Source organism: Cutibacterium sp. LaCa_89 (assembly GCF_058177555.1).
The window spans coordinates 1,939,684-1,956,476 of the sequence record NZ_CP190889.1 but is presented as its reverse complement, the minus strand read 5'-3'; the positions used below and the strand labels follow the sequence as shown (position 1 = coordinate 1,956,476).

Annotated in this window: 15 protein-coding genes; 10 read left to right on the top strand and 5 right to left on the bottom strand. The window is 63.5% G+C overall.

The window, feature by feature from the left end; translation table 11 throughout:
- The first annotated feature begins 196 nt into the window (after positions 1-196).
- The 5 genes from ACP8LP_RS08965 to groL all read left to right on the top strand — a co-directional run bounded on the left by ACP8LP_RS08965 (position 197) and on the right by groL (position 5,410).
- Positions 197-1,360: a THUMP-like domain-containing protein gene (locus tag ACP8LP_RS08965; protein ID WP_016666021.1), complete on the top strand. Its 1,164-nt coding sequence runs from the start codon at positions 197-199 to the stop codon at positions 1,358-1,360.
- A gap of 47 nt (positions 1,361-1,407) precedes the next feature.
- Positions 1,408-2,235 (top strand): LppM family (lipo)protein, encoded by an 828-nt coding sequence (locus ACP8LP_RS08960; protein WP_490292896.1) that lies wholly within the window; start codon positions 1,408-1,410, stop codon positions 2,233-2,235.
- 102 nt (positions 2,236-2,337) lie between these two features.
- Complete coding sequence (locus ACP8LP_RS08955; protein ID WP_179856585.1) at positions 2,338-3,300, top strand: LppM family (lipo)protein; 963 nt, start codon at positions 2,338-2,340, stop codon at positions 3,298-3,300.
- 206 nt (positions 3,301-3,506) lie between these two features.
- Positions 3,507-3,803, top strand: a complete 297-nt coding sequence (gene groES / locus ACP8LP_RS08950; RefSeq protein ID WP_065673843.1) for a co-chaperone GroES — start codon at positions 3,507-3,509, stop codon at positions 3,801-3,803.
- Between the two features lie 11 nt (positions 3,804-3,814).
- A complete protein-coding gene (groL, locus tag ACP8LP_RS08945) occupies positions 3,815-5,410 on the top strand; it encodes a chaperonin GroEL (RefSeq protein WP_065673842.1) in 1,596 nt (531 codons plus the stop codon).
- Between the two features lie 146 nt (positions 5,411-5,556).
- Here the strand turns inward: groL and ACP8LP_RS08940 are convergent, their stop codons facing one another.
- A complete protein-coding gene (locus ACP8LP_RS08940; RefSeq protein ID WP_021107803.1) occupies positions 5,557-7,281 on the bottom strand; it encodes an alanine/glycine:cation symporter family protein in 1,725 nt (574 codons plus the stop codon).
- Positions 7,282-7,565: 284 nt separating this feature from the next.
- Here ACP8LP_RS08940 and mptB point away from each other — a divergent pair, with 284 nt between their 5' ends.
- The 4 genes from mptB to ACP8LP_RS08920 all read left to right on the top strand — a co-directional run bounded on the left by mptB (position 7,566) and on the right by ACP8LP_RS08920 (position 12,223).
- A complete protein-coding gene (mptB, locus tag ACP8LP_RS08935) occupies positions 7,566-9,065 on the top strand; it encodes a polyprenol phosphomannose-dependent alpha 1,6 mannosyltransferase MptB (protein WP_334353275.1) in 1,500 nt (499 codons plus the stop codon).
- 96 nt (positions 9,066-9,161) lie between these two features.
- A complete protein-coding gene (guaB, locus tag ACP8LP_RS08930) occupies positions 9,162-10,676 on the top strand; it encodes an IMP dehydrogenase (RefSeq protein ID WP_023033143.1) in 1,515 nt (504 codons plus the stop codon).
- Between the two features lie 34 nt (positions 10,677-10,710).
- Positions 10,711-11,814, top strand: coding sequence for a GuaB3 family IMP dehydrogenase-related protein (locus ACP8LP_RS08925; RefSeq protein ID WP_023033142.1), 1,104 nt, complete (start codon positions 10,711-10,713; stop codon positions 11,812-11,814).
- A 58-nt stretch (positions 11,815-11,872) separates the two neighbouring features.
- Entirely contained in the window at positions 11,873-12,223 is a 351-nt protein-coding gene (locus ACP8LP_RS08920; RefSeq protein ID WP_069102561.1) for a chorismate mutase, read from the top strand.
- A gap of 4 nt (positions 12,224-12,227) precedes the next feature.
- Here ACP8LP_RS08920 and cysE read toward each other — a convergent pair whose 3' ends face one another.
- Positions 12,228-12,800, bottom strand: a complete 573-nt coding sequence (gene cysE, locus ACP8LP_RS08915) for a serine O-acetyltransferase (RefSeq protein ID WP_016666012.1) — start codon at positions 12,798-12,800, stop codon at positions 12,228-12,230.
- Positions 12,801-13,002: 202 nt separating this feature from the next.
- Between cysE and guaA the strand changes: the two genes are divergently transcribed.
- On the top strand, positions 13,003-14,556 hold the full coding sequence (gene guaA, locus ACP8LP_RS08910; protein WP_202725738.1) for a glutamine-hydrolyzing GMP synthase: 1,554 nt from the start codon (positions 13,003-13,005) through the stop codon (positions 14,554-14,556).
- A 67-nt stretch (positions 14,557-14,623) separates the two neighbouring features.
- On the opposite strand, the gene ACP8LP_RS08905 is transcribed toward guaA, so the two are convergent.
- The 3 genes from ACP8LP_RS08905 to ACP8LP_RS08895 all read right to left on the bottom strand — a co-directional run bounded on the left by ACP8LP_RS08905 (position 14,624) and on the right by ACP8LP_RS08895 (position 16,785).
- Positions 14,624-14,950 carry a PspC domain-containing protein gene (locus tag ACP8LP_RS08905; protein WP_021107796.1) on the bottom strand — a complete coding sequence of 109 codons (327 nt, stop codon included), beginning with the start codon at positions 14,948-14,950 and terminating at the stop codon, positions 14,624-14,626.
- Positions 14,951-15,112: 162 nt separating this feature from the next.
- A complete protein-coding gene (locus tag ACP8LP_RS08900; RefSeq protein WP_015582220.1) occupies positions 15,113-15,376 on the bottom strand; it encodes a GlsB/YeaQ/YmgE family stress response membrane protein in 264 nt (87 codons plus the stop codon).
- Between the two features lie 146 nt (positions 15,377-15,522).
- The gene (locus tag ACP8LP_RS08895; protein ID WP_016666010.1) at positions 15,523-16,785 is read right to left on the bottom strand and encodes a phospholipase D-like domain-containing protein; all 1,263 of its coding nucleotides are present in this window, start codon (positions 16,783-16,785) and stop codon (positions 15,523-15,525) included.
- Between the last annotated feature and the right edge of the window lie 8 nt (positions 16,786-16,793).

The window sequence follows — 16,793 nt, the reverse complement described above, 5'->3', positions numbered from 1 at the left end:
CGGCGCGAAGGATCGTCCTCAGGGGTCACGTTCCTGGACCCCCAGGATTGCAGGCGCTGGGTGAATCTCGATCGATTCTCGTAAGTGGTGATGGCCACGACGGTACTGATTGCTCCTCGTACGGAAAACGGTGCAAAGCGATGTCTCGACCGAAGATTGTACCCAAACGGTTCGAAAGTACCTCTATGGTGGCACCGTGGATCTCACCGTGGCACGCCGTCTGGCCAGCGATGAAGGGATCGACGCCCTCGACCTCGCCGGCGCCGAGTCTGATCCAGATTCGCTGTCCGCCGCGACCAGATTGCGCCGTCACATGGATGCCGATCTGGCCGCCGCAGCCCTCGACCAAATCAGCCTGAGACGTCGAGCCGTCAGCAAGGTTGGTCCGGTCGGTGCAGACATGTTGTGGACCCGTGACGGACTCGAGCAGGCCACCCGTGGCGACGTCTCCCTGTGGCGTGCACAATGCCTGGTCTCGGCAGGTTTCACGGACGTTGTGGACCTGGGTTGCGCATGTGGTGCAGACTCCCGGGCTTGCCTCGATGCCGGGTTGAGGGTGACGGCCGTCGAGATCGACCCGGCGACCGCTGAGCTGGCCCGTCACAATCTGCCCGGAGTCAACGTGCTGTGCGCCGATGCCGCAGAGGTCGTTGATGACCTGCTCAAGGATGCGTCAGACTCCACGGTCGTCATGCTCGACCCTGCTCGACGCACTGGTCGAGGGCGGACCTGGCGCCTGGAGGACGTGCAGCCGCCATGGTCCTTCGTTGAGAAGGTGATTGCCCTGACGGCTACTGTCGTCAAGCTCGGGCCCGGCGTCGATCGTTCTCGACTGCCTGACCTGCCCGTCACCTACGTGGGTCATCGTGGGGATCTGGTTGAGGCGACGTTGTGGTCCGGGTTTGGCGACCTCTGGTCAGGGGATCGTGCCATTCTCGTCAGCCCCGAGACGACCTGTGAGCTGCCCGGTGCACTACCTGATCCGGACGTTGGTGATCTGGGCCCCTTCGTGGCTGAACCTCACCCGGCAGCCATTCGGGCAGGCAGTCTCTCGGCGATTGACGACTCGCTGCACACGGTGTCTGACGGCATCGCCTACCTCACTGCAGATGCCCCGGTGAATTCTCCGTGGCTGACGTGGTTTGCCGTCAAGGAGGTGCTCCCTCTCGACGTCAAGACGCTGCGTTCCTGGGTGCGTGATCGCCGCGTCGGAACCCTCGAGATCAAGAAGCGTGGTGTTGACGTCGATCCCGTCGCGTGGCGACGAAAGCTCAAGCCCTCTGGGCCACGTTCCATCACTCTCATCTGCACTCCGACAAGGAAAAACGCCAAGGTTTTGGTGTGTGATCGAATGCGCTGATCCTCCAGCCGTATCCAGAATCGACCTATCTGTGATGTCATGTGCTCATGGTGGCCACTCGGCACTCGGCAAGATACCTCACTGCACTGCTGTTGACTCCGCTCCTCCTGCTGTCGGGGTGCGGAAAGTTCAACGCTGGTTTCGTCATCGAGGACGAAAACCATGTTGATGCAACCTTGACCGTCGGAGTTCTCAAGTCGGTCCTCGACGAGTTCACGGGAAGTGAGGCCGAGGAGGTCACGAAAGAGCTTCGCGATTGCTCGGAACTCAAGAAATCATATGAGTTGGATGAGAACGCTGCCGACAAGATGACGGTCAAACCCTTTGACGACGACAAGTATTTGGGCTGCACGGTGACCGGCACGATGACGGTCGCTGAGCTGACGGGCCAAGCATCCTCATCCTCGAGTAGTGCGAAACCGTCGACCACACCTTCGAAGGGTTTTGCGGGCGACGGCCCTATCTTCATCGCCTTTGATGACGACAAGATCCGGTTCCGTCTTGATGGTTCTGATCTGCAGGACGCCATCTCTGGGTTTGGCTCCTCGGAATTGGGTGGCTCAGCCAAGGGTTTTGATTTCAAGGTCTCTGTGACCTTCCCTGGCAAGGTCCTCAGTCATTCGGGGGCGAGCAAGGTCGACGGCAAGACCGTGACCTGGACTGACATCGAGGACCTCAAATCGTATTCGGGCCTGGAGGCCTCAGGCGAGCGCGGAGGTGGCTTCCCCGGCTGGACATGGGTGGTTCTCGCGGTGGTCGTCGTCGCCATTGGTGGTGCCATTGCAGCCGTGGTCGTGGACAAGAGGAAGGCCGCTCAGGGAGGCCGTCGGCCACCCCATGTTCCTGGCGTTGAGCCAGGTCCAAACGCACACTGACCGCAAGCTCGTACGAGGCCTGGAACCATATGGCTTCCAGGGCTCCGTTTCATTGGTTTGCACATGTGGGCCTACCGCCAGGCCCCATGCCTGTGATTCCATGTGGGCATGCTGAGTGTTTCGCGCCATATGAGACGCTATCTGGTCTTGCTTCTTGCACCCCTGTTGCTGCTCGCCGGGTGCGTCAAATTCGACACGGCAATGGAGATCAAGGACGAGGATCACATCCACGTCAAGGCCACGGTTGGTATCTCCAAGTCGATGGCCGACATGTCGGGGGAGGATCTCACCTCCCAGTTCTCCAACTGCAGTGACGTCAAGGGCATGGGCGGCGGGGCCTCGAGCGCGAAGGGTGAAAAGTTCGAGGATGATCAGTACATCGGTTGCGCCTATTCGGGCGACATCACGGCAGCCGAGTACAACAAGAAGGATGACGGCAGCAAGATCACCTTCGACAAAGACAAGGTGACCTTCAAGATGAATGCGGGTTATTTCAATGACGCAGGTGGTTCCACCGAGTCCCTCGATGCGAGCATGCTCAGCGACTTCAAGGTCTCCATCATCTTCCCCGGCAAGGTGTTGAGCCACTCGGGATCGAGCAAGGTCGACGGGAACACCGTCACCTGGACCGATCCCAAGGACGTGTTCTCGAGCGAGGGGCTCAGCGCCACTGGTGAGCGCAACGATGGTGTGCCGGCGTGGGTCTGGATCGTCGTCGCGGTGGCGGCCTTGGCGATCATCGGGATCGTCGTGGCTGTCGTGCTCAAGAAGAAGGGTCCGAAGGCGAGCGAGCCGGAGAACGGTGATGCCCCGTGGGCGATGCAGTATCCGGGGCAGCCGCAGGGGCAACAGCCTCAGCAGTGGAACAGCCAGACCCCGCAGTGGGGCAGTCAACCCGACCGGGGCAATCCTCAGGCACAACAGTCGCCCTACCAGAACCCGAGCCAGAGTCAGCCAGGTCAGCCATGGGGACATGTCCCGGGGAATGTGACCGGGGCTCCTCAGCCTGATCAGCAGCCGCCCTCAAACCCTGATGACTTCTGGAAGAACCACGGATCCAACTGATTGGTGCCGATATTTGGAGGGCCGTTTCTGGCACTCCCGTTGCCTGAGTGCCAACTACGGGTGTACTTTCGTGGTTGGCACTCTCGTGGTGAGTGTGCCAACGGACCTGAAGCACCCGCGACGCCGATGGTTCGTCGCGCTCGGGGCTCGCAACCCCTGGCGAGAGACAATGACACAATCCGTCTTCAGTAGAAAGGGGTCTTGACGTGGCAACCACGATCAAGCCGCTCGAGGACCGCGTCCTCGTCCAGCCTCTCGAGGCCGAGCAGACCACCGCTTCCGGACTCGTCATCCCGGACACCGCCAAGGAGAAGCCGCAGGAGGGCAAGGTCATCTCCGCTGGCCCCGGTCGCGTCGACGACAAGGGCACCCGCGTTCCCATGGATGTCAAGGAGGGTGACGTCGTCATCTTCTCCAAGTACGGCGGCACCGACGTCAAGTACGATGGCCAGGAGTACCTGCTCCTCAACGCTCGCGACATCCTCGCCGTCGTCGAGAAGTGAGGCGCTGATACATGGCAGCCAAGCAGCTTCAGTTCGACGAGGAGGCCCGTCGCTCCCTCGAGCGCGGCGTCGACATCCTCGCTAACACCGTCAAGGTGACCCTCGGCCCCAAGGGGCGCTACGTCGTTCTCGACAAGAAGTGGGGAGCCCCGACCATCACCAACGACGGCGTGACCGTCGCCAAGGAGGTCGATCTCACCGATCCTTACGAGAACCTCGGCGCCCAGCTCGCCAAGGAGGTCGCCACCAAGACCAACGACGTGGCCGGTGATGGAACCACCACCGCCACCGTGCTCGCCCAGGCCCTCGTTCACGAGGGACTGCGCGCCGTGGCCTCCGGGGGCAACCCGGTCGGTCTCAAGCACGGTATCGAGAAGGCCGTCGACGCCGTCGTGGAGGAGCTTCGCTCTATCTCGCGCGCCATCGACACCACCTCGGACATGGCCAGTGTCGCCACTATCTCCAGCCGTGACGAGAAGATCGGTGAGCTCATCGCCGAGGCTTTCGACAAGGTTGGCAAGGACGGCGTCATCACCGTCGACGAGTCCCAGACCTTCGGCACCGAGCTCGACTTCACCGAGGGCATGCAGTTCGACAAGGGCTACCTGTCGCCCTACATGGTCACCGACCAGGACCGCATGGAGGCCGTGATCGAGGATCCTTACATCCTCGTCCACTCCGGCAAGATCTCGTCGATGAACGACCTGCTCCCGCTGTTGGAGAAGGTCATCGCCGCCCACGGCAACCTGTTCATCGTGGCCGAGGACGTCGACGGGGAGGCCCTGAGTACCCTCGTCGTCAACAAGATCCGCGGCACCTTCAACTCGGTGGCCGTCAAGGCTCCGGCCTTCGGTGACCGCCGCAAGGCCATGCTGCAGGACATCGCCACCCTCACCGGTGGTCAGGTCGTCGCTCCCGAGGTCGGGCTCAAGCTCGACCAGGTGGGCCTCGAGGTCCTGGGTCGCGCCAAGAAGGTTGTCGTCACCAAGGACAACACCACCATCGTCGACGGCGCCGGCTCCAAGGCCGACGTCGAGGGACGCGTCGCCCAGCTGCGTGCTGAGTACGACAACTCCGACTCCGAATGGGACCGCGAGAAGCTCCAGGAGCGTATTGCCAAGCTCGCCGGCGGTGTGTGTGTCATTCGCGTGGGTGCGGCCACCGAGGTCGAGCTCAACGAGAAGAAGCACCGCATCGAGGATGCTGTCTCCGCGACTCGTGCAGCGATCGAGGAGGGCATCGTCGCCGGTGGTGGCTCCGCCCTCATCCATGCCGCGCACGTGCTTGACGGGAACCTTCACCTCGAGGGTGACGAGAAGGCCGGTGTCCAGATCGTCGCCAAGGCCGTTCGCGAGCCGTTGCGCTGGATTGCCGAGAACGGTGGCGAGCCTGGCTATGTCATCGTCTCCAAGGTTGCCGAGATGGAGCCCGGACACGGCTACAACGGCAAGACTGGTCAGTACGTGGACCTCATCGCCGACGGTGTCATCGACCCTGTCAAGGTGACCCGCTCCGCGCTGGCCAACGCCGCCTCCATCGCCGCTTTGCTGCTCACCACCGAGACCCTCGTGGTGGACAAGCCGGAGGAAGAAGACGACGACAAGTGAGTCACTGATCCTCGCTGATCACTGCGGGCCCCGGAACCGTTTTGGTTCCGGGGCCCGTTGCTATACGTCCGTGCCGGTGACCGGTCGGTCTTCGTGATGCGCCCGGGGAGCATTCCCCGGGCCCCGTGCACTCACGACGCGATGGCTCAGTCCTTGAGCGGCTTGCCGTCACGGTCCATGGTGTTGAACAACTCATGGTCTTCGGGCAGATGATCCAGGTAGTCACGCTCGGTGTCTGGGGCCGTGTGTCCCAGATCGAGCTCTTCACTACGAGCGTCCATGGCTGCCGCACGCAGGGCGTACTCCTCGTCAGCAGTCTCGAGCTGCTCAGGAGTGGCCTCGTTGGCGACGATCATGCCGGCCTGGGCATCCTCAGGTACCTGAGGAATGACGCCGGCGTCCACACGCTCCCGATGACCCTTGATCTCGCGAGCCACGACCCGAGCGAGGAAGTACATGCCGATCACGTTCGGAACAGCCATGAGGAAGAGCATGGCGTCGGCCAGAGCGAGGATCGAGGCCATGTTCGTGGCCGCACCGACAACCAGCAGGAGCAGGAAGATGCCGTTGTAGATGCGCTCGGCGGTGGCCGAGTTCCCGAACAGGAAGCCAACAGCCTTCTTGCCGTAGAAGGAGTACGACAGCATCGTCGAGAAGGCGAAGAGGACGACAGCCAGGGTCAGCAGGGAGCTGAACCACGGGGCAACCGTCTTGAGGGCGTGGGCGGTCATCTGAACACCATCGGCGTCGTGATCCTTGTAGACACCGGTGATGATGATGGTGATGGCCGTCATGGTGCAGATGACGACGGAGTCGATGAACGGCTCCCACATAGCGACGAAGCCCTCCTGGGCCGGGCGACGAGTCTTCACGGCAGAGTGGGCGATGCCCGCAGTACCGACACCGGCTGCGTTCGAGAAGGCAGCACGCTGAACGCCGACGATGAGCACGCCGAGGACGCCTCCGGCGATGCCATGGCCAGTGAAGGCGCCCGACCAGATGGCCATAAAGGCGTCACCAACTTCGGTGATGTTCGCGCCGATCACAGCCAGACACATGATGACGTAGAGGATGCCCATGAAGGGGACGATCTTGGAGGTGGCAGCGCCAATCTTGGAGGCGCCGCCGACGATGACGATGCCGACGAGGATCGCGAACACCAGTCCGACAACCCACATGTGGGTGCCGATCCAGGAGTCCTTGCCACCGGCGAACATCGCCAGCTGGTAGGCGGCCTGGTTGGACTGGAACATGTTGCCCGCGCCGATGACGCCGAAGGCGGTGCAGACGGCGAACAGGGTGGCGAGGACGCGACCGAGCTTGGGCTTGTCGATCGAGGCCAGGCCATCCCGGAGGTAGTACATCGGACCGCCGGAGGTGGTTCCGTCCTCATTGACGATGCGGAACTTCACACCGAGGGTCGCCTCGGACATCTTGACGCTCATGCCGACCAGACCGGCAACAGCGATCCAGAAAGATGCGCCTGGTCCGCCAGTTGCGATGGCGATGGCGACACCGGCGATGTTTCCCAGGCCGACGGTGCCCGACAACTCGGTGGCGAGAGCCTGGAAGCTGGTGACGTCACCAGGATCGGTGTGACGGGAGAAGTGTCCTCGCACCACATGGCTGGAATGGCGAATTGAGGCTGGGCGCAATTGCTGGAAGCCCAGGTAGATCGTGAAGAAGACTCCAGCTGCCAACAGCCACGCGAGGATGAGCGGGAATTCATTGCCTCCGGGCAATGGGATGGCCCAGAACACCGCGTCAGAAATGGTGGTGGCGATGGGGGAGAAGAATTTGTCGATGGCCTGGTCCAAGCTCAGCGGAGCTGGAATCGGGGCCTCGAGAATTGCGGAAACGGGCGATGACATGATGCCAGGTGGCACGAACGGTCCTATCCGTTGACGACGTTGGACACCGAGCCCGGCGACACCGCAATGCGGTACCGGTCTTTTCCCGACCGATCTCAACACGCACAGGGGCCAGAGACCCGGTGGGCACGACCACACCACACTCCGGTATCAGGGGGCAGGGCCGCACCTGTGGCGGAGCACAACCGCCTCATGCACCTTAGCGGGTTGGGGTGACAATTGGCCCAAAACGCTCGACACCGTGTCTTCTCTCGTCGTCTGGCTGTGTGGTTCCCCTACGCTGAATGCTGATGACCACGACGACCCACTTCCATGATCGTCAGCCTGCGCTGGCCCATTCCCATCACGATCGACGCCGCCTCGTCGAGGTGCTCGTGATGGGATTCGTCGGCTCCGTCATGATGGTGGTGTGGGGATGGGGTTCTCCCCATGCCGGAATGCCGGAGCAGGTGCGTCCCATCGGGGTGGCCGTGGTTGCCAGCAGTGTCGTCGGCTTGAGCGCCATGATCATCGCGTGGTTGCGTTCCCGGAAACTTGTCGGCACTCGCCTCCTCGCCCTCGTCACGTGGTCGCTACCGCTGTTGTTCGGTCCGCCGCTGCTCAGTCGGGATGGTTGGGCCTATGCTGCTCAGGGGTGGGTCCTGGCTCAGGGTCTGGACCCCTACGTGGTTCCCCAGGGTTTGGCAGGCGTGCTTGGTCAGGCCGTCGGCACTCCGTGGGGGGGTACGACAGCGGTGTATCCGCCGGGATCGCTGTGGATCCAGGCAGCGATGGTGACGATCGCTCACGCCGATCCGTTGTGGTCGGTGCTGCTGATGCGCGTGCCGGCCATCATCGGCATCGCTCTGATGTTCTGGACGATGCCGCAGCTGGCGCGGTATGCCGGTGCCGACCCCGATCATGCCCTCTGGCTGGGGGCATGCTGCCCCTTGACGACCCTGAGCATCATCGGCGGCATGCACAATGACGGGCTCCAGGTCGGCCTGTCCCTTGCGGCGCTGATCGTGGCGATCCACCTGATCTTGTCCGGACGTGGATGGTTGGGACTCGTTGCTGGTGGGGCGATCGTCGGTCTGGCCGGCACCATCAAGCAGCCGGGCGTGCTGGCCGGGGTAGGCGTCGTCACCCTGGCCCACGTCCATGCAGTGCGTCATGGCGGCCACCGTTGGACGAACCGGAATTGTTGGTCGGCCCTCCTCGCCCGCACCGCTGCTGGAGCCATTCCGGCCCTGGCGGTATTCGGCGGGATCTCCGCCATCCATGGTCTGGGGCTGGGATGGCTCAACCCGACGGCAGGCAGTCCCGTCTCCGTAACGAGCGACTCACCGATCGCCCTGGTGGTTCAGATCCTGCGGGGAAGTGGTCGGATCCCGCTGGACGAGCTGGTCGGCCCGGCCATCATCGTCAGCCTGGTCCTCACCCTGGTCGCGATGGTGTGGTGCTGGGCCCGATGGGGCCCTGTCCCATCCTTGCGACGCATGGACGACTCCATCGGACAGCTGGGCAGTCCGTTGCGACTGCAGGCCGGCGTCATGATCGCCTTCGCTGTCTTCGGGGCCTCCCTGCAACCCTGGTACCTCATCGGGCCGCTGGCCCTGGTCGCCTCGATTCCATTGCGTCGCACCCACCGCGACATCGTCATCGTCGGAGTGGTGGCCGTCAGTGTCCTGGCCCATCTGCAGTGGTACTGGTCGCCTTACGTGTGCCTGCCGCTGGTCATCGTCGGATGTCTCATCGTCCGGCGGGTCCCGAGGGCGTGGGCCTTCGTGACGGCCACGACCTGACGGCGACCAGCGTTCCCGGCCAGCTCGGGGCGATCGGCTGGGCGACCTCGACGCCCGCGGCGATAGGATGACGTTTATCCCGGCGAAAGGTGGCTCATGACCTCGGACTCCCGCCCGACCACGATTGAGGAGCTGGCACCACTGGCCCTCACTTTTGACGACGTCCTGCTCCAGCCTGTTGAGAGCAACGTCATCCCCTCCCAGGTCGACACGACGACCAAGGTTTCCCGCAACATCGACATCGCAATCCCGCTTGTCAGCGCAGCGATGGACACCGTCACGGAGACTCGGATGGCAGTGGCGATGGCCCGTGAGGGTGGCCTCGGCATCCTGCACCGCAACCTGTCCATCGAGGACCAGGCCGCGATGGTCGATCAGGTGAAGCGCTCGGAGGCCGGAATGGTCGACGAACCCATCACCATCTCCCCGGACGCCACCCTGGCCGATGCCGAGGAGCTCTGCCACACTTACCGCATCTCCGGTGTTCCGGTCGTCGACGAGAAGGAGAACCTCGTCGGCATCATCACCAACCGCGACATGCGCTTCGAGGAGAACCCGCGGCGCCTCATCCGCGAGGTCATGACCCCGGCCCCGCTGGTCACGGCTCCGGTGGGCACCAGTCCGTCCGACGCCCTTTCCCTGCTGGCCGCGCACAAGATCGAAAAGCTGCCGTTGATCGACGCCGACGGCAAGCTGCGCGGCCTGTTCACCCTCAAGGACTTCGTCAAGGCCGACAAGTACCCCAACGCCACCAAGGATCCTCAGGGACGTCTACGCGTGGGTGCTGCCATCGGTTTCTTCGGCAACTCGTGGGAACGCGCCATGGCACTGGTGGAGGAGGGTGTCGACCTCATCATCGTCGACACCGCTCACGGCCACACCCAGGGCGTTCTCGACATGATCGCCAAGCTCAAGGCCGAGCCTGCCGCCAAGGGGGTAGACGTCGTCGGCGGCAACATCGCCACCTACCAGGCCGCCAAGGCGCTCTGCGAGGCCGGAGCCGACGGCATCAAGGTCGGCATCGGGCCGGGCTCGATCTGCACCACTCGTGTGGTTGCCGGTGTCGGCGTCCCCCAGGTGACTGCCATCTTCGAGGCGTCCCGCGCTGCTCGCCAGTACGGCGTGCCGGTCATCGGAGACGGTGGCCTGCAATACTCCGGCGACATCGCCAAGGCCATGGTCGCCGGTGCCGATTCCGTCATGCTCGGATCCCTGCTGGCCGGTTGCGAGGAGTCCCCGGGTGAGCTCGCCTTCATCAACGGCAAGCAGTTCAAGACCTACCGTGGCATGGGATCGATGGGTGCCATGTCAGCGCGTGGCGAGAAGCTGTCCTATTCCAAGGACCGCTACTTCCAGGGTGACGTCACCACGAATGACAAGATCATCCCGGAGGGCATTGAGGGTCAGGTTGCCTACCGTGGCCCGCTGGGGGCGGTGGCCTACCAGCTGGTTGGCGGTCTGCGTCAGTCGATGTTCTACACCGGCGCCCGCACCATTGGCCAGCTGCACGAGCGTGGTCGTTTCGTGCGCATCACCTCGGCCGGTCTGCGGGAGTCTCATCCGCATGACATTCAGATGACGGTCGAGGCCCCCAACTACTCCGCCCACTGACGGGCGAGCCGGAGAATCCGGCAGGAAAGGAATCATGTACGACATCGGACGCAGCAAGCGTGCCACCCGGGCGTACAGCCTGGATGACATCGCTCTCATCCCTTCCCGGCGCACCCGCGGCACCGAGATGGTGAACTTGGAGTGGCGCATCGACGCTCTCACCTTCGACTTCCCGATCATGGCCGCTCCGATGGACTCGGTGATGAGCCCGGCGACGGCCATCGAGTTCGGGCGTCTGGGTGGCCTCGGTGTGCTCAACCTCGAGGGATTGTGGACCCGTTACGAGGACCCCACGCCGTACCTCGAGGAGCTGGCCGGGCTGAGTGACGACGTCGCCACCACCCGCCGTATGCAGGAGATCTACTCCGAGCCGATCAAGGCCGAGCTCATCACCGCCAGGATGACCGAGATTCGGGCCGCCGGAGTGCCGGTAGCCGGGTCCTTGTCGCCGAAGAATGCGTCTCGGTTCTCCGAGACTGTCGTCAACACCGGGGCTGATTTCTTCGTCATCCGTGGCACGACGGTGTCGGCCGAGCATGTCGGTAGTGGGGACGACGTCCTCGACCTGCGCAAGTTCATCTACGAGCTCGACGTCCCGGTCATCGTCGGTGGATGCGCGACCTACCAGACGGCCCTGCACCTCATGCGGACCGGCGCGGCTGGCGTGCTCGTCGGCTTCGGTGGGGGAGCGGCCCACACCACCCGCCAGGTCCTTGGCATCGAGGTGTCGATGGCGTCGGCGATCGCTGACGTGGCCGAGGCCCGTCGCGACTACATGGACGAGTCGGGGGGACGCTACGTCCACGTCATCGCCGATGGCTCGGTGGGACATTCCGGGGACATCGCCAAGGCCATCGCTTGTGGTGCTGACGCAGTCATGGTCGGATCCCCACTGGCCCGGGCCGCCGAGGCCCCTGGCAGGGGATGGCACTGGGGTGCCGAGGCATGGCACGCTGACCTGCCGCGTGGTTCTCGGGTGCACTTCGAGCCCGTGGGTACCCTCGCGGAGGTGCTCAGCGGGCCTTCGCGCGTCCCGGACGGCACCATGAACCTCGTCGGTGGGCTGCGTCAGGCCATGGCCACCACCGGCTATTCGGAGGTCAAGGAGTTCCAGCGCATCGAGCTGACGATTCGCTGATCGTCCCATCAATCAGGACACCGTCCCGGCGAACGGGATGGCTGGCTAACCTTCGGGCATGAGCGAAGTGCCCGAAGAATTGGTCGTGTTGCGCGGCGCGATTGACAACATGGACGCCGCCCTCATCCATCTGCTCGCCGAGAGGTTCCGGATCACCCGCGAGGTGGGCCGCCTCAAGGCTGAGCGCGGACTGCCGCCGGCAGATCCGGCCCGTGAGGCCGAACAGATCGCACGGTTGCGTCAGCTCGCCGTCGAGTCGAACCTCGATCCCGAGTTCGCCCAGAAGGTCATCACCTTCATCGTTGCCGAGGTGGTGCGTCACCACGAGGCCATTGCAGACGAGTCCCAGGACGACCCTGCGAGCGCCCCCGAAGCGGATGCGTCCACCTCGGAGGCATTCGGCAACTGATGGGTCAGGCGATGACGTCGCCCTGGTGAACCTTCGACGGGATACCGACGACGACCGTTCCGGGGGCGACGTCTTTGATGACCAGCGCGTTGGCGCCGATCTTGCAGTCGTCACCGACGGTGATGTCACCAATGATCTTGGCACCGGCGCCGATGAGGACACGATTGCCAATCGTGGGGTGACGCTTGAAGTGTCCGCGCGCGCGTCCGCCGAGGGTGACCTGGTGGTACATCAGCACGTCGTCACCCACGACCGCCGTCTCCCCGATGACCACCCCCATGCCGTGGTCAATGAAGAACCGACGCCCGATCGTCGCTCCTGGATGGATCTCGATTCCGGTGAGATTGCGGGAGAGCTGGGACAGCAGACGAGCCAGTGGGCGCAGCGCCGGATACTTCACCCAGATGGCATGGGCGAGACGGTGTGCCCAGATGGCATGGACGCCCTGGTATGCGATGGCGACCATGAGTTTCGACGTGGCGGCGGGGTCCTCACGCATGGCGGCGTCGAGGTCCTCCATGGCGCGTTCCTTCCATCGCTTGAGGGTCCGGAGGAGTTCCGTCGTCTCATTCGTCATGGCCAGCCTCAGTTCTGCTGCAGTGAGTGGTACCGGTGAATGAACCATATCGAGCCCAGACCTGTCGACCAATGGAAAGGGCGGGCGGAGTTCCACTTCGTGGTCATCTGACGGCATTTCGACGCCCATCGGGTGGATGTTCGCGCAGTCGGGGACCGGTCGAGTGGCGCGACTGGGGGCTCTGGGCCATAGACTCGGCCTCATGGAACAACTCCACGACGTCGTTCTGGTGGTCGACTTCGGGGCGCAGTACGCCCAGCTCATTGCCCGCCGGGTGCGCGAGGTGAACGTTTACTCCGAGATCGTCCCGCACAACATGCCAGTCCGCGAGATGCTCGCCAAGGAACCTGCCGCGATCATCCTTTCCGGAGGCCCGGCCTCGGTCTACGCGGATGGGGCCCCGAGCGTCGACCCGGCCCTGTTCAACGCCGGTGTGCCGGTGATGGGCATCTGTTACGGCTTCCAGGCCATGGCTCAGGCCCTCGGTGGTCAGGTCGCCCACACCGGAGCCTCTGAATACGGACGTACCAGCCTGTGCATCACCTCCCCAGGTCAACTGCTCTCCCGTATCCCTCACACCATCAGCGTGTGGATGAGTCACGGTGACTCCGTCTCCCGTGCTCCGGAGGGGTTCTCGACCCTCGCTCGTACTGCAGGTGCCCCGGTGGCCGCCTTCGAGAACGTGGAGCGCAAGCTCGTCGGTGTGCAGTGGCACCCGGAGGTACAGCATTCCGAATCCGGGCAGACGGTTCTGGAGCACTTCCTCTTCGACATCGCCGGATGCCGTCCGGACTGGAATGCCAGCTCGATCGTCGGAGACCAGATCGCTCAGATCCGCGGCCAGGTCGGTGACCGTCGTGTCATCTGTGGACTGTCTGGCGGCGTCGACTCCGCGGTCGCGGCCGCTCTGGTGCAGCGTGCCGTCGGCGACCAGCTCACCTGCGTCTTCGTCGATCACGGTCTGCTGCGTCAGGGAGAGGCCGAGCAGGTCAAGCACGACTTCGTCGAGGCCACTGGCGCCGACCTCGTGGTGGCAGACGAGTCCCAGCGTTTCCTGGACGCCCTGGCCGGAGTCACCGATCCCGAGGCCAAGCGCAAGATCATTGGTCGCGAGTTCATTCGCACCTTCGAGGACGTCGCCAAACGGCTCAACGCCGATCAGACGATCGACTTCCTGGTGCAGGGGACCCTTTACCCCGACGTCGTCGAGTCCGGCGGTGGCGAGGGAGCCGCCAACATCAAGAGCCACCACAACGTCGGAGGCCTTCCCGACGATCTGCAGTTCAGCCTCGTCGAGCCGCTGCGCACCCTCTTCAAGGACGAGGTGCGAGCCGTCGGCCTGGAGCTGGGCCTGCCCGAGGACATCGTGTGGCGCCAACCCTTCCCAGGCCCGGGCCTGGGTATTCGCGTCATCGGCGAGGTGACCAAGGAGCGCCTCGAGGTGCTGCGTACCGCCGATGCCATCACCCGCGAGGAGATGAGCGCGGCTGGTCTGGATCGCAAGGTCTGGCAGTGTCCGGTGGTTCTGCTCGGTGACGTCCACTCGGTGGGTGTGCAGGGTGACGGACGTACCTACGGCTCGCCGATTGTGCTGCGCCCGGTGACCAGTGAGGACGCCATGACCGCTGATTGGGCCCGCATTCCTTATGACGTGCTGGAGAAGATCTCCACCCGGATCACCAACGCCTGCCCGCAGATCAACCGGGTGGTTCTCGACATCACCTCGAAGCCGCCGGCCACCATTGAGTGGGAGTGAGACGGCTCCAGGACATGACAGCGCCCGTACCGATGGATCGGTGCGGGCCCTGTCATGTAGCTGAAGGTCAGTCCTCCTTGTACGGGTTGAAGGTCTCGTCGGGACGATGGGGAGCTGTCGTCTGATTGAAGTTCCAGGTATTTCCTGAGCGACGCGATTCCTGCTTGTCCCGTGCCTTTCGGGCGGCATCACCAGCTATGCTCGCGCCGCTGCGCTCATCCGGGATGATCACCCACAACACGAGGTAGATGAGTGGTCCCGAGCCGGCAGCGAGAATCAAGACCGCTGCGACGATGCGGACAATGGTCGGGTCCAGATCGAAGGCGTTGGCAATGCCTTGGCAGACGCCGCCGACGATGCGGCCCTCCTCGGGCCGGGTGATCTTGGTGGCCATAGGTCGGTCCTCCTGACTAGTGGCTTACATCCATCGTGCCATGTGTCTGTGAGGCGCACGGAGACATCAATGAGCGCGGGGTGTCCCGGAGGTGCCCATACATGCAGCGAGGCCCCGTCCAAGGACGGGGCCTCGCTGGAGAGAGGATGAGAGATCAGTAGGTCACTGGCTCTTCTTCTTGGTGATGGCACCCCAGATCCACAGGACGATGAGGGCACCGACGATTGAGATGAGCCAGGTCCAGAGGTTCCAGAAGTCGCCAAGGGGCTTGTTGAAGATGAGGGAGCCGAGCCAGCCACCAAGAACCGCGCCCACGACGCCGAGAAGAAGGGTGACGAGGATGCCGCCGCCCTGCTTGCCCGGCATGATGGCCTTGGCGATGGCGCCGGCGATGAGTCCGAGAACAATCCATGCAAAGAATCCCATGCGTCCAGTGTCGTTGACGATGGGTCAAAACGTCCAGTAACGATCACGGATCGTAGCCGAGTACTTAACCAAAAGTGCGTATTGTTACCAGCGACAACAGTTGCCTGGCTAGGTAATACGTCATTTTTTACGCTGGCGACGGAATCTCAGAAAAATGGTCGCCATGGGGACAACAGCGCCTCGGTGAATTTTGCGACGTTGGATCGCGACTGCCATTCGTCGAGGGTGAGCTCCACGCAGTTCGCCATGTCGATCTCGAATATTTCAGCCATCCGCTCGGCGACAGTGGGATCGGTGATGGCGATGTTGACCTCATAGTTGCCCTGGAGGGACAACCTGTCGAGGTTGGCCGTGCCGATCGTCGACCAGATGCCGTCAATGGTGCAGGTCTTGGCATGCACCATGGCCCCCTGGTAGAGGAAGAGCCGTACTCCCTGATGAAGGAGCCGGTCGTAGTAGCCACGGCTCAGCCAGTCGGCGATGACGTGATTCGACTCGGCGGGAACGACGATACGCACGTCGACCCCGCGAGAGGTCGCCTGGTGAAGGGCAGCGACGACGTCGTCGTCCGGAATGAGATAACCCTGGGTCATCCAGATCCGCTCACTGGCACGGTCAATGGCCTCGAGGTACATGTTCCGAATGGGATAGACGGCCATCCGCGGGGAGTTGCGGTGTACCGCGAAGGGGGTGTCCCAGTAGCGCACCCCAGGGGAGGGCAACACCGGCTGGTTGCGTCGCGAGACCAACGCCCCCTTGGGTCGCTGGTTCCACATGTCGACGAAGGTGTTCTCCAATTCCCCGACGGCCGGGCCGGTGATACGGGCGTGGGTGTCACGCCACCGATCCGCGTAGAGGGACCCGATGTTGTACCCACCGATGTAGGCGACGCCGGAATCGACGACGAGGAGCTTGCGGTGGTCGCGTCCCATGTTGCGGATGGTTGGCATCCACGACGGGGTGACGAGCGGTTGGGCGCGCACATGGACGCCGTGCAGCTCGCGGAAGAAGCGCGGATCGACGACGAGGTTGGCGAAGGTGTCCCACATCGCATAGACCTCGACGCCTCGGGCAACGGCGTCGACGAGGGCCTGGCGGAACTGTCGACCGACCTCGTCGTTCTTCCAGATGAAGGTTTCGAGATAAATGGTGTGCTGAGCCGCCTCGATGTCGGCGATCATCGCAGCGTAGAGGTCACGTCCGAAGGTGAAGATCTCGACCTGGTGATCGCCCACCTCGAGGGATTCCACCGGGGCGGTGGGGAAGCGGTAGGGACGGCGACCCCGTCTCCTGACGCCGTTGAAGACGACGAGCCCTGCCATCGTGGCCATCTGGGCGGCAACCGTTCCGCCTGCTACCCAGTGCAGGACGCGGCGAAGGGTGGTTTTCTGGCGAGGGGCCCGGGTCATGTGCTCAG